General features: G+C 71.0%; 16 protein-coding genes. 12 read left to right on the top strand and 4 right to left on the bottom strand.

What is annotated here, in order from left to right:
* Positions 1-19 precede the first annotated feature (19 nt).
* From tsaE to trxA, 5 genes are read left to right on the top strand one after another with little or no spacing between them, the layout of a single operon-like run.
* The gene (gene tsaE / locus L632_RS0104400; RefSeq protein WP_028716411.1) at positions 20-1,438 is read left to right on the top strand and encodes a tRNA (adenosine(37)-N6)-threonylcarbamoyltransferase complex ATPase subunit type 1 TsaE; all 1,419 of its coding nucleotides are present in this window, start codon (positions 20-22) and stop codon (positions 1,436-1,438) included.
* Positions 1,435-2,106: a nucleotidyltransferase family protein gene (locus L632_RS0104395; protein WP_028711721.1), complete on the top strand. Its 672-nt coding sequence runs from the start codon at positions 1,435-1,437 to the stop codon at positions 2,104-2,106. The genes tsaE and L632_RS0104395 overlap by 4 nt, the downstream gene beginning before the upstream one ends.
* Entirely contained in the window at positions 2,099-5,041 is a 2,943-nt protein-coding gene (addB, locus tag L632_RS0104390) for a double-strand break repair protein AddB (RefSeq protein ID WP_028716410.1), read from the top strand. The genes L632_RS0104395 and addB overlap by 8 nt, the downstream gene beginning before the upstream one ends.
* On the top strand, positions 5,031-8,405 hold the full coding sequence (gene addA / locus L632_RS0104385) for a double-strand break repair helicase AddA (protein WP_028716409.1): 3,375 nt from the start codon (positions 5,031-5,033) through the stop codon (positions 8,403-8,405). Before addB ends, addA begins: the two co-directional genes overlap by 11 nt.
* A gap of 53 nt (positions 8,406-8,458) precedes the next feature.
* Positions 8,459-8,782 carry a thioredoxin gene (trxA, locus tag L632_RS0104380; protein WP_028711718.1) on the top strand — a complete coding sequence of 108 codons (324 nt, stop codon included), beginning with the start codon at positions 8,459-8,461 and terminating at the stop codon, positions 8,780-8,782.
* A 3-nt stretch (positions 8,783-8,785) separates the two neighbouring features.
* On the opposite strand, the gene L632_RS0104375 is transcribed toward trxA, so the two are convergent.
* On the bottom strand, positions 8,786-9,706 hold the full coding sequence (locus tag L632_RS0104375; RefSeq protein ID WP_028716408.1) for a hypothetical protein: 921 nt from the start codon (positions 9,704-9,706) through the stop codon (positions 8,786-8,788).
* A 120-nt stretch (positions 9,707-9,826) separates the two neighbouring features.
* Here L632_RS0104375 and hslV point away from each other — a divergent pair, with 120 nt between their 5' ends.
* The 4 genes from hslV to L632_RS0104355 all read left to right on the top strand — a co-directional run bounded on the left by hslV (position 9,827) and on the right by L632_RS0104355 (position 13,167).
* Positions 9,827-10,381 carry an ATP-dependent protease subunit HslV gene (gene hslV, locus L632_RS0104370; protein ID WP_028711716.1) on the top strand — a complete coding sequence of 185 codons (555 nt, stop codon included), beginning with the start codon at positions 9,827-9,829 and terminating at the stop codon, positions 10,379-10,381.
* Between the two features lie 113 nt (positions 10,382-10,494).
* Positions 10,495-11,799, top strand: coding sequence for an ATP-dependent protease ATPase subunit HslU (gene hslU, locus L632_RS0104365; protein WP_028716407.1), 1,305 nt, complete (start codon positions 10,495-10,497; stop codon positions 11,797-11,799).
* A 57-nt stretch (positions 11,800-11,856) separates the two neighbouring features.
* Positions 11,857-12,033 (top strand): PLD nuclease N-terminal domain-containing protein, encoded by a 177-nt coding sequence (locus tag L632_RS23755; RefSeq protein WP_084637765.1) that lies wholly within the window; start codon positions 11,857-11,859, stop codon positions 12,031-12,033.
* A 60-nt stretch (positions 12,034-12,093) separates the two neighbouring features.
* A complete protein-coding gene (locus L632_RS0104355; RefSeq protein ID WP_028716406.1) occupies positions 12,094-13,167 on the top strand; it encodes an alpha/beta hydrolase in 1,074 nt (357 codons plus the stop codon).
* Here the strand turns inward: L632_RS0104355 and L632_RS0104350 are convergent.
* The gene (locus tag L632_RS0104350) at positions 13,164-13,763 is read right to left on the bottom strand and encodes a Smr/MutS family protein (RefSeq protein ID WP_028711713.1); all 600 of its coding nucleotides are present in this window, start codon (positions 13,761-13,763) and stop codon (positions 13,164-13,166) included. The two genes, L632_RS0104355 and L632_RS0104350, sit on opposite strands and share 4 nt — an antisense overlap.
* 3 nt (positions 13,764-13,766) lie before the next feature.
* Positions 13,767-14,423: a Tim44/TimA family putative adaptor protein gene (locus tag L632_RS0104345; protein WP_028711712.1), complete on the bottom strand. Its 657-nt coding sequence runs from the start codon at positions 14,421-14,423 to the stop codon at positions 13,767-13,769.
* A gap of 110 nt (positions 14,424-14,533) precedes the next feature.
* Here L632_RS0104345 and L632_RS0104340 point away from each other — a divergent pair, with 110 nt between their 5' ends.
* From L632_RS0104340 to L632_RS0104330, 3 genes are all read left to right on the top strand, one after another.
* Complete coding sequence (locus L632_RS0104340; protein WP_028711711.1) at positions 14,534-15,109, top strand: FxsA family protein; 576 nt, start codon at positions 14,534-14,536, stop codon at positions 15,107-15,109.
* Positions 15,110-15,158: 49 nt separating this feature from the next.
* On the top strand, positions 15,159-15,704 hold the full coding sequence (gene secB / locus L632_RS0104335; protein WP_028711710.1) for a protein-export chaperone SecB: 546 nt from the start codon (positions 15,159-15,161) through the stop codon (positions 15,702-15,704).
* A gap of 135 nt (positions 15,705-15,839) precedes the next feature.
* A complete protein-coding gene (locus L632_RS0104330) occupies positions 15,840-16,448 on the top strand; it encodes an HD domain-containing protein (RefSeq protein ID WP_028716405.1) in 609 nt (202 codons plus the stop codon).
* Between the two features lie 44 nt (positions 16,449-16,492).
* Here the strand turns inward: L632_RS0104330 and L632_RS0104325 are convergent, their stop codons facing one another.
* On the bottom strand, positions 16,493-16,801 hold the full coding sequence (locus L632_RS0104325) for an H-NS family nucleoid-associated regulatory protein (RefSeq protein ID WP_028711708.1): 309 nt from the start codon (positions 16,799-16,801) through the stop codon (positions 16,493-16,495).
* Position 16,802: the final 1 nt, after the last annotated feature.

Raw genomic sequence — 16,802 nt, 5'->3', positions numbered from 1 at the left:
CCGCATTAGGTTTCCTGTGATGACCCTGCTTGCGACGCTTGACGATGCCGATGCCGACCTGACCGCCTGCCTGGCGCGGGTGATGGCGGCTGTCCTGAAGCCCGGCCACGTGGTGGCGTTGCAGGGGCCGGTCGGCGCCGGCAAGACGCATTTCGCCCGCGCCTTCATCCGCGCCCGCCAGGGCGAGGCGGCCGAGGAGGTGCCCAGCCCCACCTTCACCCTGGTCCAGACCTATGCCGACCCGCTGGGGACCGAGATCTGGCATGCCGACCTTTACCGCCTGACCCATCCCGAGGAACTGGCCGAGCTTGGCCTTGACGAGGCCATGCGCGAGGCCATCGTGCTGGTCGAATGGCCCGAACATGGCAACCCGCTGCCCGATCCGCTGACCATCGGGCTGGAGCCGCTGCCCGATGCCCCCGACCTGCGCCGCATCACCCTGGCGGGGTCTGAGCCGCATTGGGGCGCCATGACCCGCCTGCCCGCCATCGCCCGGCTGATCCACCGCGCCGGCTGGGCCGGGGCGCGCTTGCTGCCGCTGGCGGGCGACGCCTCGTCGCGGCGCTATTTCCGGCTGGTCGAGCAGGACGGGCGCAGCGCGGTGCTGATGGATGCCTCGCCCGGCGTGACCGCGCCCTATGTCGCCATGACGCAATGGCTGCGGGCGCTGGACCTGCACGCGCCCGAGATCCTGGCCGCCGATCAGGCGCAGGGCCTGCTGCTGATCGAGGATCTGGGCGACGATCTGGTGGCCCGGGTCCTGGAATCGCGCCCCGAGCTGGCGCCGCGCATCTATGACCGCATGACCGACCTCTTGGTGCAGCTGCACGGCCACGAGCCGCCGGATTTTGTCTTGCGCCTAGACGGGCCGGAACTGGCGCATCAGGTCGGGCTGTTCGCCGAATACTACCCCCCCGCCGCCGGCGCGCCCGGCAAGGGCGCCGAGGTCGCCGCGGTGATCGAGCGGCTGCATGCCGAACTGGCTGCCGACATGCCGCCGGTGCTGGGCCTGCGCGATTTCCATGCCGAGAACGTCGTGTGGCGGGACGATGCGCCGCTGGGCCTTCTGGATTTCCAGGACGCGGTGGCGGTGCATCCGGCCTATGACCTGGTCTCGGCCCTGCAGGACGCCCGCCGCGACGTCGCGCCCGAGATCGAAGAGGCGCAGATCGCCCGTTATGTCGCCGCGACCGGCGTGGACGAGGCGCGGTTTCGTGCCGCCTATGCGCTACTGGGCGCGCAGCGCAACCTGCGCATCATGGGCATCTTCACCCGGCTGGCGCAGCGCGAGGGCAAGCGGCGCTACCTGGCGATGATGCCGCGCGTCTGGGCGGCGATCCGGCGCGACCTGGCGCATCCGGCGCTGGCCCCGCTGGCCAAGGCGCTGGAAGGCGTCCCCGCCCCCACGCCCGAGGTGATCGAGGGCATCGCCGGATGAGCCTGCCGCTGATGATCTTCGCGGCGGGCAAGGGCACCCGCATGGCGCCGCTGACCGATACGCTGCCGAAACCGCTGATCCCGGTCGGCGGCCGGACCCTTCTGGACCGCGCGCTGGCCTTGGGGCGGCAGGCGGGCGCCGGGCGGGTTGCGGTGAACATCCATCATCTGGGCCCGCAGATCCGTGATCACATCGCCGGGCAGGACATCGCCGTCTCGGACGAATCCGACCTGCTGCTGGAGACCGGCGGCGGCCTGCGCAAGGCGCTGCCGCTGCTTGGCCCCGGCCCTGTGATCACAATGAACCCGGATGTGGTCTGGACCGGCCCGAACCCGATCCGCGCCCTGCTGGACGGCTGGCGCGAGGAGATGGACGCGCTGCTGATGCTGGTGCCGCTGGACCGGACCCATGGCCGGCAGGGCGGCGGCGATTTCAGCCTTGGCCCGGCGGGCCGGCTGATCCGCAGGGGCGATCTGGTCTATGGCGGCGTGCAGATCATCCGCCCCGACCGGCTGGCCGAGATCCCCGAACAGGTGTTTTCGCTCAACCGCCTTTGGGACCTGATGATCGCCGGGGGCCGTGCTTACGGGCTGGTCCATCCCGGTGAATGGTGCGATGTCGGCCGCCCCGACTGCATCCCGCTGGCCGAGAGCCTGCTCGATGCCTGACTGGCAGAACGGGATCTTTGCCCTGCCCTGCGGCGCGGATTTCCCCGGCGCCTTCGCCGACGGGCTGATCCGGCGCATGGCCCACCGTCCGCCGCAGGACATGGCGCGGGTCACGGTCTATGCCAATTCCGGCCAGTCGCTGATGGCGCTGCGTCAGGCCTTCATTCGGCGCGGGCCGCTGCTTTTGCCGCAATTGCGGCTGATCGCCGACCTGGGCGGCGGCGCGGCCACGGCGCCGCTGGCGCGCCGGCTGGAGCTGGGCCGGCTGATCGACGCCGCGCTGCGCGCCGATCCCGATCTGGCGCAGGGGCAATCGGTGCCGGAACTCGCTGCCTCGCTGGCGGCGCTGATGGCCGAGATGCAGCTGGAAGGGCTGGACGCCCAGGCGCTGGACCGCATCGACGCCAGCGAACACGCCCAGCATTGGGGCCGGGCGCTGGCCTTCCTGAAGATCGCCGCCGGCTATTACCTGTCCGACCCGCCGCAGGACCGCGAGGCCCGGCAGCGCGCCGCCGCCGGGGCGCTGGCCGCGGCCTGGGCGCGCGGCGCGGACCTGCCGCAGGGCCCGGTCGTCGTCGCCGGCTCGACCGGCTCGCATGGCGCGACGCGGGATTTCATGCGCGCCGTCGCCCGGTTGCCGATGGGCGCGGTGGTGCTGCCGGGCTTCGATGCCGACCTGCCGCAAGCCGTCTGGGACGGGCTCGACGCGCTGTCCGAAGATCACCCGCAGGCGCGCTATGCGCCGCTGTTGGCCGAGTTCGGCGCGCCGGCGGAATGGCTGCCCGGAACGGCGCCCGACCCGGCGCGCAACCGGCTGATCTCGCTGGCGCTGCGCCCGGCGCCGGTCACCGACCAATGGATCGAGGAAGGCCCGCGCCTTGGCCCGCTGGTTCCCGCGACCGAACGCCTGACCCTGATCGAGGCCGAGCAGCCCGGCGAGGAGGCCGAGGCCGTGGCGCTGGTCATCCGCGAGGCGGTGGAAAACCGCCAGCCGGTGACGCTGATCGCCGCCGACCGGATGCTGACCCGCCGCGTGCAATCGGCGCTGGACCGCTGGGGCATCATCCCCGACGATTCCGCCGGCCAGCCCCTGCCGCTGACCGCGCCCGGCCTGTTCCTGCGCCATGTCGCCGACCTTTTCGGGGCCGAGATGATGCTGGACGCGCTCTTGGTGTTGCTCAAGCACCCGGTCACCGCGACCGGGCTTGGCCCCGATTACCGGCGCGAGCACAACCGCCATACCCGCGACCTGGAGCTGCACCTGCGCCGCAACGGTCCGGCCTTTCCCGATGGCGCGGCCTTGCGGGGCTGGGCGGATCGCGGCGACGCCTCCAGCAAGCCCTGGGCGCTGTGGCTGGCCTCGCTTCTGGACCGCATCGTGCCGCTGGCGCAGGATCGCGCGCCGCGGCCGCTGGCGGAGCGGCTGCGCGATCTGCGCGCCCTGGCCGAGGATCTGGCCGCCGGTCCGGGCGGCGATGCCGATGCCTCGGAACTCTGGGCCAAGGCTTCGGGCGGGCTGGCGCGTGCGGTGCTGGATCATCTGGCCGCCCATGCGCATCTGGGCCACGACCTGCGGCCGGCCGAGTTCTGCGACCTGCTGCAGGACGAATTGCAGGGCCAGGCGGTGCGGCAGGACGTGGCCGCGCATCCGCTGGTCCGCTTCCGCGGCCCGCGCGAGGCGCGCACCGAGGCGGTGGGCGAGGATGCCGGGCTGGTGATCCTGTCGGGCCTGAACGAGGGGGGCTGGCCGCAGGCGCTGCCGCCCGATCCGTGGCTGTCGCGCCCGATGCGGCTGGCGGCGGGGCTGACCCTGCCCGAGCGCCGGGTGGGCCTGTCGGCGCATGACTTCCAGCAGGCCGTGGCGGCGGTGCAGGTGGTGCTGACCCGCGCCCGCCGCGATGCCGAGGCCGAGACCATCCCCTCGCGCTGGCTGAACCGGCTGGTGAACCTGCTGGGCGGGCTGCCGGACCAGCAGGGGCCGCAAGCGCTGGCCGAGATGCGGAAACGCGGCCGGCGCTGGCTGGACCTGGCCGAATTGCAGGCCCGGCCGCGCATGCGGCTGGCGCCGGCGCCGCGGCCCTCGCCCCTTCCGCCGCCGCCCGCCCTGCGCGAGCTGTCGGTGACCGAGGTCAGGACGCTGATCCGCGACCCCTATGCCGTCTATGCCCGCCGCGTGCTGGGCCTGCGGGCGCTGGACCCCTTGCGCCCCGAACCCGACGCGGCCGAGCGCGGCAATGTCCTGCACCGCATCATGGACCGCTTCCTGCGCGGCCTGCCCGCCCTGCCCGAGACGCCGCAGGCGATGAAGGCGCGGCTGCTTGCCCTTACCGACGCGGTGCTGGAAGCCGAGGTGCCCTGGCCCTCGGCCCGGCTGTTCTGGCGGGCGCGGATCGCCGGCATCGCCGACCGGCTGATGGCGGACGAGGCCGAACGGCTGGCGCGCGGCCGGCCCGTCCTGGTCGAGGAATATGGCGCAGAGGCCGTGCCCGGCCTGGACTTCCGCCTGATCGCCCGGCCCGACCGGCTGGACTTGCTGCAGGACGGCCGGGTGCATGTCTATGACTACAAGTCCGGCAAGCCGCCGACCGACAAGCAGATCGCGCATTTCGACAAGCAATTGCCGCTGGAGGCAGCCATGGTCCGGCACGGCGCCTTCAAGGCGCTGGGACCCGCCGAGGTCGAGGGCATCAGCTATATCCAGCTGGGCGGCGAGGGAAAAACCGAAAGCCGCGAGTTCAGCCCCGGTTTTGCCGAGGAAAGCTGGACCGGCTTCGTCACCCTGATCCGCCGCTATCTGGACGGCGAGCGCGGCTTTACCGCCCGGCTGGCCATGGAACGCAGCGACCATGCCAGCGATTACGACCACCTGTCGCGGCATGGCGAATGGGACACGACCGAGGTCGCAGCCCCGCAGAGGTTCGGCGATGATGGATGAGGCGACGCTGGCGCAGGTGCGGGCGGCGGACCCGCATCGCTCGACCTGGCTGACGGCCAATGCCGGCTCGGGCAAGACGCGGGTGCTGACCGACCGGGTGGCGCGGCTGCTCTTGGCCGGGACCGCGCCCGAGCGCATCCTGTGCCTGACCTATACCAAGGCCGCGGCGACCGAGATGCAGAACCGCCTGCTGGCGCGGCTGGGCCAATGGGCCATGCTGCCCGAGGCGGAACTGCGCGCCGAACTGGCGCGGCTGGGCGAGGCGGGCGCCCCCGACCTGCCCGCCGCGCGCCGGCTGTTCGCCCGCGCCATCGAGACGCCGGGCGGGCTGAAGGTCCAGACCATCCACAGCTTCTGCGCCGGCGTCCTGCGCCGCTTCCCGATCGAGGCCGGGGTGCCGCATGGCTTCACCGAGCTTGACGACCGCAGCGCGGCGCTCATCCGCGCCGAGATCATCGAGGACATGGCCCGCGAGCGCGCGCCCGAGCTGGAGGACCTGCTGGCGCTGCATTCCGGCGAAAGGCTCGACGCCTTCCTTGCCGGTCTGCGGGGGTTCGAGGCCCCCGCGGACCGGGACGCGCTCTGGACCGCCTGCGGGCTGGCGCCGGGCGAGGACATGCAGGCGCTGCTGGCGGAATGCTTCGCCGACGGGGCTACGGTCATTGCCGCGCTGATCCCGCATCTGCTGAAAAGCGGCGCGAACGACCAGAAGGCGGCGGCGAAGCTGGCGCCCGGCAATTGGGCGCAGCCGGGCATGGCGGAGCTGGCGATCCTGGAATCCGTGCTGCTGACCGGGGCAAGCGCCAAGGTGCCCTTTACCGCGAAATACGACGGCTTTCCGACCAAGGCGCTGCGCAGCGGCCCCTGCGCGGAACTGCTGGACGATCTGGCGATCCTGATGGAGCGGGTCGAATCCGCCCGGCCGCGCCGCATCGCGCTGGCCCATGCCGAACGGACCTTGGCGCTGCACCGTTTCGGTCATGCCTTCCTGACCCGCTACCGGGCGCAGAAGGCCGCGCATGGCCATCTGGATTTCGACGACCTGATCGACCGCACCGCGCGGCTCTTGTCGGAAAGCAGCATGGCGCAATGGGTGCTGTTCCGGCTGGACGGCGGCATCGACCATATCCTGGTCGATGAGGCGCAGGACACCAGCCCGGCGCAATGGCAGGTGATCGAGCGGCTGACCGACGAGTTCACCTCGGGGCAAGGCGCGCGCGACCAGACGCGCAGCCTGTTCGTGGTGGGCGACCCCAAGCAGTCGATCTATTCCTTCCAGGGCGCCGATATCGCGGTGTTCGAGGCCCGCCGCACCGGCTTTGCCCAGGCCTTCGAGGCGGTGCAGAATCCCATGCAGGTGCTGGAGCTGCGGCATTCCTTCCGCAGCTCGACCGCGATCCTGTCGCTGGTCGATCAGGTCTTTGCCGGCGATGCGGCGCGCGGCCTGGGCGATCCGCCGCAGCACCGCGCCTTTCGCACCGCGATGCCGGGCCGGGTGGACCTGTGGCCGGCGATCCCGAAGCCCGAAAAGCCCGAGCCGGGCGACTGGACCGATCCGGTGGACCAGCCGGCCGAGAATTCGGAAACCGTGCAGCTGGCCCGCGCCGTCGCCGATGCCATCGGCAGGATGCTGGGCCAGCCGATCCATGACCCCAAGACCGGCGCGGTGCGCCGCATCCGCGCCGGCGACGTGCTGATCCTGGTGCAGCGCCGCTCGGACCTGTTCGCCGAGATCATCGCGGCGCTGAAGGCGGCGAACCTGCCCGTCGCCGGCGCCGACCGGCTCAAGCTGGCCGGAGAGATGGCGGTGCAGGACATCCGCGCCCTCTTGTCGGTGCTGGCCACGCCCGAGGACGACCTGTCGCTGGCCGCCTGCCTGCGCTCGCCGCTGTTCGGGCTGACCGAGGAGGAGCTTTACCGCCTTGCCGCCGGGCGCAAGCGCGGCGAATACCTGTGGCGGCGGCTGCGCGAATCGCCGCATCGCCAGGCGGTCGAGCTACTGGCCGACCTGATGGGCCAGACCGGCTTCATGCGCCCCTATGACCTGATCCAGCGCCTGCTGATCCGCCACGGCGGGCGCGAGCGGCTGATCGCCCGGCTGGGCCCCGAGGCGCAGGACGGCATCGACGAGCTCTTGTCGCAGGCGCTGGCCTATGAAAGCTCGGAGACGCCCTCGCTGACCGGCTTCCTGGTCTGGCTGACTGGCGACGATGTCGAGGTGCGCCGCCAGCCCGGCTCGGCCGGCGATGGCGAGGGGCTGATCCGGGTGATGACCGTGCACGGCTCGAAGGGCCTGGAAAGCCCCATCGTCATCATGCCCGACTGCGCGCAGCGCCGCTCCCCGCGCGAGGCGCCGGTGCTGCCCGGCCCGGACGGGCTGTCCCTGTGGCGCGGCCGCAAGGGCGAGCGGCCCGAGCCGGTCGAGGAACTGGCCGCGCTCCAGACCGAGCGGCAGCTGCAGGAACGCAAGCGGCTGCTCTATGTCGGGCTGACCCGCGCCGAAAGCTGGCTGATCGTTGCCGCGGCCGGCGAGACCGGCGCGGCCGAGGACAGCTGGCACGCCATGGTCGAGGCCGGCATGGGCCGCACCGACCTGACCGAAACGCGCCTGCTCGCGCCCTGGGGCGGCGAGATCCGGCGGCTGTCCTTCGGCGACTGGCCCGAGGACGCGCCGCAGCCGGTGCTGTCGGAAAAGCTTGCGCCGGCCGAGCCGGACTGGCTGCGCGCCCCGCCGCCGCCCGCCCCCGCAAAACTCCGGCCCGTCGCCGCGACGGCGCTGGGCGGGGCCAAGGTGATCGGCGCGCCCGGCGAGGGCGATGCCGAGGCGGCGATGCTGTTCGGCACCCGCCTGCATCTGCTGCTGGAGCACCTGCCGGGCCGCGATCCGACCGATTGGCCCGCCCTGGCCCGCGACGTCCTGGCCGATGCCGAGGGCGGCCTGCCCGGTCCCGAGGCGCTGGCGGCGCTGCTGGCCGAAGCCCGCGCGGTGATCGAGGCCCCGGACCTGGCGCAGGTCTTTGCCCTGCCCGACGGTGCCGAGCTGCTGGCCGAGGTGGCGCTGGCCGCGCCGCTGCCGGGGATCGGCACCCTGACCGGCGCCGTGGACCGGCTGGTGGTGGAGCCGGACCGGATCCTGGCGGTGGACTACAAGTCGAACCGCGAGGTGCCGGATATGCCGCAGGCGGTGCCGCTGGGCATCCTGCGGCAGATGGCCGCCTATCGCGCGGCGCTGCGGCTGATCTGGCCGGCCATGCGGGTCGAGGTCGCGGTGCTCTGGACCGCCTCGCGCAGCCTGATGGCGCTGCCCGACGAGTTGCTGGATGGGGTGATGGCGGGCCTTGACCCCAACCGCCCCGGTGCATAGCTCTTGACCCATACGCCCCGCCGGTGCCAGCCGGCACATCGCAGGAGAGCCCCATGGCCAACACCCAAGCCGTTTCCGACGCCGATTTCGACAGCGAAGTCCGCCAGTCCCCGACCCCGGTCGTGGTGGATTTCTGGGCCGAATGGTGCGGGCCTTGCCGCCAGATCGGCCCCTCGCTGGAAGAGCTGGCCGCCGAATACGCGGGCCGCGTGAAGATCGTGAAGGTCAATGTGGACGAGAACCCCGAAAGCCCCGCCGCCCTGGGCGTGCGCGGCATCCCGGCGCTGTTCCTGTTCAAGGACGGCCAGGTGGTCTCGAACAAGATCGGCGCCGCGCCCAAGGCCGCACTGAAGGCCTGGATCGACGAATCCATCTGATCCCTAGGCGCCGGGGGCGGCGCCGATCGGCCAGCCGCCCCGGCGCATCGCCGCCAGGATCCGCGCGCCCGCATCGGGCCGCGTGGCGTTGATGGCGTTCTGCTGCAGAAACCAGAACAGGTAGCGGTCGAAATCCGGCGCGTGGCTCGCGGCCCGCGCCAGCGCCTCCTCCGCGCCCAGTTCGGAGACGTTCAGCGCGATGTGGTGGAAATCGATCTGCCCAAACAGCACCGCCGGCTTGCCGAGCAGGTAGCCGTCGAAGGCCACGGCGCTGTTCTGCGTGGCGACGAAGGCGCAATCGCGCAGAAGCCGCATCGTGTCGCCGCCGATCCGCAGGTTCGGGTGGCGCGCCGCCAGCCGGTCCAGCGCCGCATGGTCGGCGGCGTCATATGCCTCGCGCGGGTGCAGCGTTGCGACGGTGGGCCGGCCGGCGGCGGCGACCGCCTCCAGCATATCGGCCGGGCTCATGGTCTGGAACGAGCGGCAGCGGCGGATATGGCCCTGCAGCGGCACCAGCACCGTGTCGCCGCGCCGGGGCGCGGGGCCGGGCAGCACGCGGGCGCGCAGCCGGTCGGCGAAGGCGCGGGCCGCGCCGGGATCGACGGCCTCGGGGTCGTGGCGGGCCCGCGCCACGGCGAAGCGCCAGCGTTGCTGGACCGGCTCGATCTGCCAGAACGGATAGTGATAGGCGCGGCGGAAGGTCAGCGCGCGGTCATGCGTCGGCGCCTCCATGTGGAACAGCGCATAGCCTTCCAGCGTCGGCGCCGCGGCGCGGGCCATGGGGCCGGTCTCGTGCCATTCGACGCGCCAGCCCGCCGCCTCGACCGTCCGGCGCAGCACGGCCATGAAGTTGAAGCTGCCCGCGCGGGCGGTCTCCAGCATCGAGCCTTCCAGATAGACGCGCAGGACGGGGGCATGGGTCATGGCCGGCAGGCTAGCGGCCGGCGCGGGCCGGCGGAAGGGGTGGCGGCCGAAAGGGATGGTGGGTTGCGAAAGCGCCGCCCGGCCCATATCTGACGCGGCAGGCTGATATCGGAGAGAGGCATGTCCGAAGAGAGATTTCCCGGCTGGCACGGGACCACCATCCTGGCGGTGCGCCGGGCTGGTCGCGTCGTCGTCGCCGGGGACGGCCAGGTCAGCGTCGGCCAGACGGTGATGAAGGGCACGGCGCGCAAGGTGCGCCGGCTGAGCCCCGGCGGCCATGACGTCGTGGTGGGATTCGCCGGTTCGACCGCCGATGCCTTCACCCTGCTCGAGCGGCTGGAGAAGAAGCTGGAGGCGGCGCCCGGCCAGCTGGCCCGGGCCTGCGTCGAGCTGGCCAAGGACTGGCGCATGGACAAGTATCTGCGCAATCTCGAGGCGATGCTGATCGTGACCGACGGGCGCGACATCTTCGTCGTGACCGGTGCCGGCGACGTGCTGGAGCCCGAGCATGACGTGGCCGCCATCGGCTCGGGCGGCAATTTCGCCCTGGCCGCCGCGCGCGGGCTGATGGAGAGCGAGCTGGATGCCGAGGCGGTGGCGCGCAAGGCCATGGCGATCGCGGCGGATATCTGCGTCTACACCAATGGCAATCTGACCGTTGAAGTCATGGGATGACGGGGGCTCTGCCCCCGCCCGGCCTGCCCCTGGCGGGGCATGCCGGCCGTCCCCCGGGATATTTGGGCAAGAAAGAAGGCGCAAGCCGGTGCCCCTGACAGGAAAGGCTGACCATGAGTGACCTGACCCCGCGCGAGATCGTGTCCGAACTGGATCGCTTCATCATCGGGCAGAGGGATGCCAAGCGCGCCGTGGCCGTGGCGCTGCGCAACCGCTGGCGGCGCCGGCAACTGGGCGACGACCTGCGCGACGAGGTCTATCCCAAGAACATCCTGATGATCGGCCCCACCGGCGTCGGCAAGACCGAGATCAGCCGCCGGCTGGCGAAGCTCGCCCGCGCGCCCTTCCTGAAGGTCGAGGCCACCAAGTTCACCGAGGTTGGCTATGTCGGCCGCGATGTCGAGCAGATCATCCGCGACCTGGCCGATGCCGCCGTCATCGAGACCCGCGAGCGCATGCGCGAGGAGGTCAAGGCCCGCGCCCATAAATCCGCCGAGGAGCGGGTCGTCGCCGCCCTGGCCGGCGAGGGGGCGCGCGAGCAGACCCGCGAGATATTCCGCGACAAGCTCAAGCGCGGCGAGCTGGACGACACGGTGATCGAGCTGGAGGTGCAGGACAATTCCAATCCGCTCGGCATGATGGAGATCCCCGGCCAGCCCGGCGCCATCGGCGGCATGATGGACCTGTCGGGGCTGATGAAGGCCTTTGGCGGGCGGCGGGTGCGGCGCAAGGTCACCGTGGCGGAAAGCTACGACCTGCTGATCGCCGAGGAGGCCGACAAGCTTCTGGACGACGAGGCGGTGCGCGCCGCCGCGCTGGAGGCGGTGCAGGAGAACGGCATCGTCTTCATCGACGAGATCGACAAGGTGGCGGCCCGGCAGGAGGCGCGCGGCGGCGACGTCTCGCGCGAGGGCGTGCAGCGCGACCTGCTGCCGCTGATCGAGGGCACCACCGTCGGCACCAAATACGGCCCGGTGAAGACCGATCACATCCTGTTCATCGCCTCGGGCGCGTTCCATATCGCCAAGCCCTCGGACCTGCTGCCCGAGCTGCAGGGCCGGCTGCCGATCCGCGTCGAGCTGCGCGCCCTGACCGAGGAGGATTTCGTCCGCATCCTGACCGAGACCGACAACGCCCTGACCCGGCAATATACCGCGCTGATGGCGACCGAGGGGGTGGCGGTCGAGTTCACCGAGGACGGCATCCGGGCGCTGGCGCGGATCGCGGCCGAGGTGAACGGCTCGGTCGAGAATATCGGCGCGCGGCGGCTTTACACCGTGATGGAACGGGTGTTCGAGGAGCTGTCCTTCAGCGCCCCGGACCGTTCCGGCGAGACGGTGGTGGTCGACGGGGCCTTCGTCGAGAAGCATCTGGGCGATCTTTCGCGCTCGACCGATCTTTCGCGCTATGTGCTCTGAAGGGAACCGCGGCGCGGTCCCGTCCGTTGTGCCGGAAGTCAAAGGACGGGGACGCGCATGGGATATATCTTCGGAATCATCATCTTCGTGCTGGATGTCTGGGCCATCGCCTCGATCATCAACACCAATGAGAGCATGACCACCAAGCTGGTCTGGATCGCGCTGGTGGCGATCCTGCCGGTGGTCGGGCTGATCATCTGGTGGTTTGCCGGGCCCAAGGCGAATTACGGCTGAGGGCTTTTCCCGCGCCCGCGGTGATGGCATGGTTCGCCGCAAGTCGAAAAGGCGGGGGACATGCCGGCGCGGATCCTTGTTTCGCTGTTGCTGCTGCTGGCGGCCTGTGCGCCGCGCGGCGAGATCACCCTGGTCCCGGAGGCGGGCCGGGTGGGCCAGGTCGAGCGCATCTATATCGCCACCAACCGCACCCCCGACGGCAGCCGGCAGGAGGGGGTGAGCTTCGGCCGTGTCGACGTCTCGGTGCCGCCCGAGCGGCGGCCGGGCTCGATCGCCTATCCGCGCAAGGGCGCGGCACCCGATCCGCGGCGGGATTTCCTGGTCTCGGAATATGCCCGCTTCGCCCGGCCCGGGGATTTCCGCGCCGAGTTACGCCGCGCCATCGCCGAGCGCCCGCCGGGCGACCGCGACGTGGTGCTGTTCGTGCATGGCTATAACAACACCTTCGCCGAGGGCCTGTATCGCTTTGCCCAGATCGAGCACGACCTGCGCCTGCCCGGCGTGCCGCTGCATTTCTCGTGGCCCTCGCGCGGGCAGCCCTTGGCCTATGCGGCGGATCGCGACAGCGTGCTCTATTCCCGCGACGGGCTCGAGCGCAGCATCGAGATCGCCACCGAGGCGGGCGGCGGCAAGGCGATCCTGGTCGCGCATTCCATGGGCGCCCTGCTGCTGATGGAGAGCCTGCGCCAGATGGCCATCGCCGGCGACCGCCGCACGCTGGACCGGATCGGCGCCGTGGTGCTGCTGTCGCCCGATATCGATGTCGGCGTGTTTCGCAGTCAGGCGCGGGCCATCGGCAGGTTGCCGCAGCCCTTCTTCATCTTCACCTCGGGGCGGGACCGGGCGCTGAACCTGTCGGCGCTGATCTCGGCCGAATCGGTGCGGCTGGGCAGCCTGACCGATGCCGGGCCGGTAGCGGACCTGCCGGTGACGCTGGTGGATGTCGGCGCCTTCAGCAGCGGCACCGGGCATTTCAACGTCGCGACCTCGCCTGCGCTTCTGCGCATCCTGTCGCAGGCGCGGGAGCTGAACAGCGTGTTCTCGTCGGATGTGGGCGGCGGGGTCGGGCCGCTGACCCGTGCGGCCCTGCATGCCGAGCGCGCGGCGCAGATCGTGATCTCGCCGGCCTTCTAGCGGCGCAGGTAGACGTAATAGGCGCCCTCGCCGCCGTGGCGGCGATGCGCCGGGCGGACCTGCAGCACCGCGGCGTTCAGCGGCGGCATGTGCAGCCAATGCGGCACGTTGTGGCGCAGCGCCCCGGGCCGGACCGGCAGCGGCGCATCGGGCCCGCCCTCGCGCCCCTTGCCAGTGATGACCAGGACCAGCCGCCGTCCATCGGCGCGGGCCTGCAGGATGAAGCGGGTCAGCACCGGCTGGGCCACGGCCAGCGTCATGCCGTGCAGGTCGATCCGCGCCTCGGGGGCCAGCTTGCCGCGGGTCATCTGACGGTGGGTCTTGTGGTCCATGCGCAAGGGCTGGGCATGCAGCGCCTCGCGCGGGGGCGGCGACAGGTCGAGGCGGGTCGAGCCGGACCCGCCGGCCTTCGCCCCGATGCGCAGGCCGGCCAGCTGCGGCGCAGCGGCCTGCGGCGCGGGGGCGGGCTTTTTCAGCGGCTTGGGTTCGGGGATCGGTTCGGCCTGTTTGCGGGTCGGGTGCATGGGCACCGCGGTCGCGGCGATGCGGGACCACAGGGCCTTGTCCTCGGCCGAGAGTCCCCGCCGGCGCGCCATGGCTCAGGCCGTGGCGACGAGCTGCCAGTTCGGGTCGTCCTGACCCATGCGGCGGGCGAAGGTCCAGGTGTCGCGCTGCTTGCGCGCGGCCTTGGGGTCGCCCTCGACCACGTTGCCCTGGGCGTCGCGGGTGGCGATGATCATCTCGCCGACGAAGCGGACCGAAAGCTCGGCCATGCCGGTCGCCGGGGTGAATTCGGCCCCGGCCAGCGCGGTTTCGCGGGTGCCGAGGAACTGCGCCTCGGTGACCAGGCCGCGGGCCTTGCGGTCCTCGATCACCGATTCGAAGGCCTCGGCCACCGGCGGGGCCAGGAAGCCGCGCACCTCCGAGAGGTCGCCGCGCTCGAAGGCCATCAGGATCATCTCATAGGCGGATTTCGCGCCGGACAGGAAAGGGCCCACGGCGAAATCGGGCTCGACCCGCTTCATCTCGGCCAGGGCCTTGGCGGTGGGGCTGCCCGGCTCGGCATGGTCGGCGATGTCGCTGTCGCCGGCCTCGGCGGTGCCGTCGATCACGTCGAAGCGGCGGCGCTGCGCCGGTTCCTCGGGGATGCGCGGCGCCTCGAACCCGTCGCGGGTGCCGAGCACCCCGCGCAAGCGCAGGATCAGGAACACGGCGATCGCGCCCAGGACGAGGAGTTGCAGCAGGGGGTTCGACATCAACGGACCTAACGAGCTTTGTAAGGATGGTTTCCGATGCTTATGTAGGGTGGGGACCGGCCCAAGTCCAGTTTGTGCCGGAAAGAGAACATGCCAAAGGGGAAGGCTTTATGTGGCTGCTTCTGCCGTTCGTGATCCTGCCGATCGTCGAGATCGCGCTGTTCATCCAGGTCGGAGGCGCGATCGGCGCGCTGCCGGTGATCGCGCTGGTGCTGGCCTCGGCGGTGGCCGGGGTGGCGGTGATGCGCCACCAGGGCGCGCGCGCCGCGCTGGACGTGCAGCGCGCCATGGAGGATTTCCGCGACCCCGGCCGGCCCATGGCGCATGGCGCGCTGGTCATGATCGCCGGCCTTCTGATGGTGGTGCCCGGACTTTTTACCAGCGGGCTGGGGCTTTTGCTGCTGATCCCGGCAGTGCGCAGCCTGATCCTGCGGCGGATGGCGCGGGGGGTGCGGGTCACGGGCACGCGCTTCAGCTATCGCCAGGGGTATGGGGCCGAGGCGGATTTCGGCGCCGATCCGGCGGGCTTCCGCCGCCCCGGCTGGCGCGACGAGGGGGTGATCGACGGCGAATATTCGGTGCAGGACGATCCGCCCGCGCCGGTGCGCGAGGGGCTGACCGATCAGGGCGATGCGCCCGGGGACCAGCCGCCGCGCCGGGGCGGCTCCGGCTGGACCCGGCATTGAGCGCGGCCCTGCGGGGTGCTAGAACCCCGTCAGATCCGAGGAGAATTCCATGAGCGACGAGAACAACAGCGGCGGCGCCGCGCCCGAGGCCGCGAACGAGGCCCAGAATCCGGGGCAGAATCCCGCCCAGCAGGCGGTGCGGATGCAGATCCTGACGCAATATATCCGCGACCTGTCCTTCGAGAACGCGGTGGCGCAGAAGGGCCTGCCCTCGGGCGAGGTGCAGCCCGAGATCAGCGTGCAGGTCAGCCTGGATGCCCGCAAGCGCCCGGCCGAGCACCAGTATGAGGTGATCAGCAAGTTCCGCGTGCAATCGACCAACTCCAAGGACAAGTCGCCGATCTTCCTGTGCGAGCTGGATTACGGCGGCATCTTCCATGTCGAGGGCGTGCCCGAGGACCAGTTGCACCCCTTCCTGATGATCGAATGCCCGCGCATGATGTTCCCCTATGTGCGGCGCATCGTCTCGGACATGACCCGCGATGGCGGCTTCCCGCCCTTCAACATGGACCCGGTGGATTTCGTCGCGCTGTATCGGCAGGAGATCGCGCGCCGGATGCAGGCCCAGCGGCCCGCCGACCAGCCGCTGTCCTGAGGCGATCACTTCTGCGTGATTCGTGCCGTTTCGGGCCCGCGGTCGTCGGATCGCGGGCCCTTCGCCTGTCCGATCCGGCGCTGGCGCGGCCCGGACCATGCGGCTAGTTTCGCCGCGCAACAGACGGAGAGCGGCATGGCGAAGGGCGCGAAACGGGCCTGGCAAAGGATGCTGTCGGGGCGCAGGCTGGACCTTCTGGACCCGACGCCCGTGGATATCGAGATCGGCGACATCGCCCATGGCCTGGCCTTCGTCGCGCGCTGGAACGGCCAGACCCATGGCGACTGGGCCTATAGCGTGGCCGAGCATTCCCTGCTGGTCGAGGAGATCCATGCCCGCGCCAACCCCGATTGCGAGCCGCGCTGGCGGCTGGCGGCCTTGCTGCACGACGCGCCCGAATATGTCATCGGCGACATGATCTCGCCGGTGAAGGCGGCGCTGGGCAGCGAATATGGAGAAATGGACGCGCGGCTGGCGGCGGCGATCCACCGCCGCTTCGGCCTGCCGGCGCAGCTGCCCGCGGCGGTCAAGCGCGCCATCAAGCGGGCCGACCGGATCTCGGCCTGGCTGGAAGCCGTTCAGATCGCGGGATTTTCGCGGGCCGAGGCGGATCGCCTGTTTCCGGCTCCCCAGCCCGAAATCCTGCAGGGGCTGGAAATACGGCTGCGGCCGCCGCTGGAAACGCGCAACGCCTATTTATTGCGCTTTTCCCAGCTGATCGCGGAAATCGACGGCAGGCCGTAATCCCGCAAGGAAAACCCCGCATCCTGGGAATGCGGGGGATCAGGTCAGATTTCCAGGTCTTCCAGCTTCTTGCCGGAATCCAGCGCCTCCTGCACCCAGCGCGGCTTGCGGCCGCGGCCGGTCCAGGTCAGCGAGGGATCGGCCGGATTGGCATATTTCGGCGCCACCTTGCTGCGCGCCTGTTTGGCGACGGTCAGATCGGCCAGATTGAAGCCGAATTCGCGCGCGGCGCTTTCCGCGGCGGCCAGGGCCTCGCGCTTGCGGCGGTCCTCGAAGGTGGAAATGGCGCGATCCAGCTTGTTACGCAGATCGCGAAGCTCGCGTAAGGACATGGAGTCCAGGTCGATGCTCATA

It is taken from the genome of Paracoccus sp. J39 (genome assembly GCF_000518925.1).
Classification (GTDB): Bacteria; Pseudomonadota; Alphaproteobacteria; order Rhodobacterales; family Rhodobacteraceae; genus Paracoccus.
This window is presented reverse-complemented; position numbering and strand designations above follow the sequence as displayed.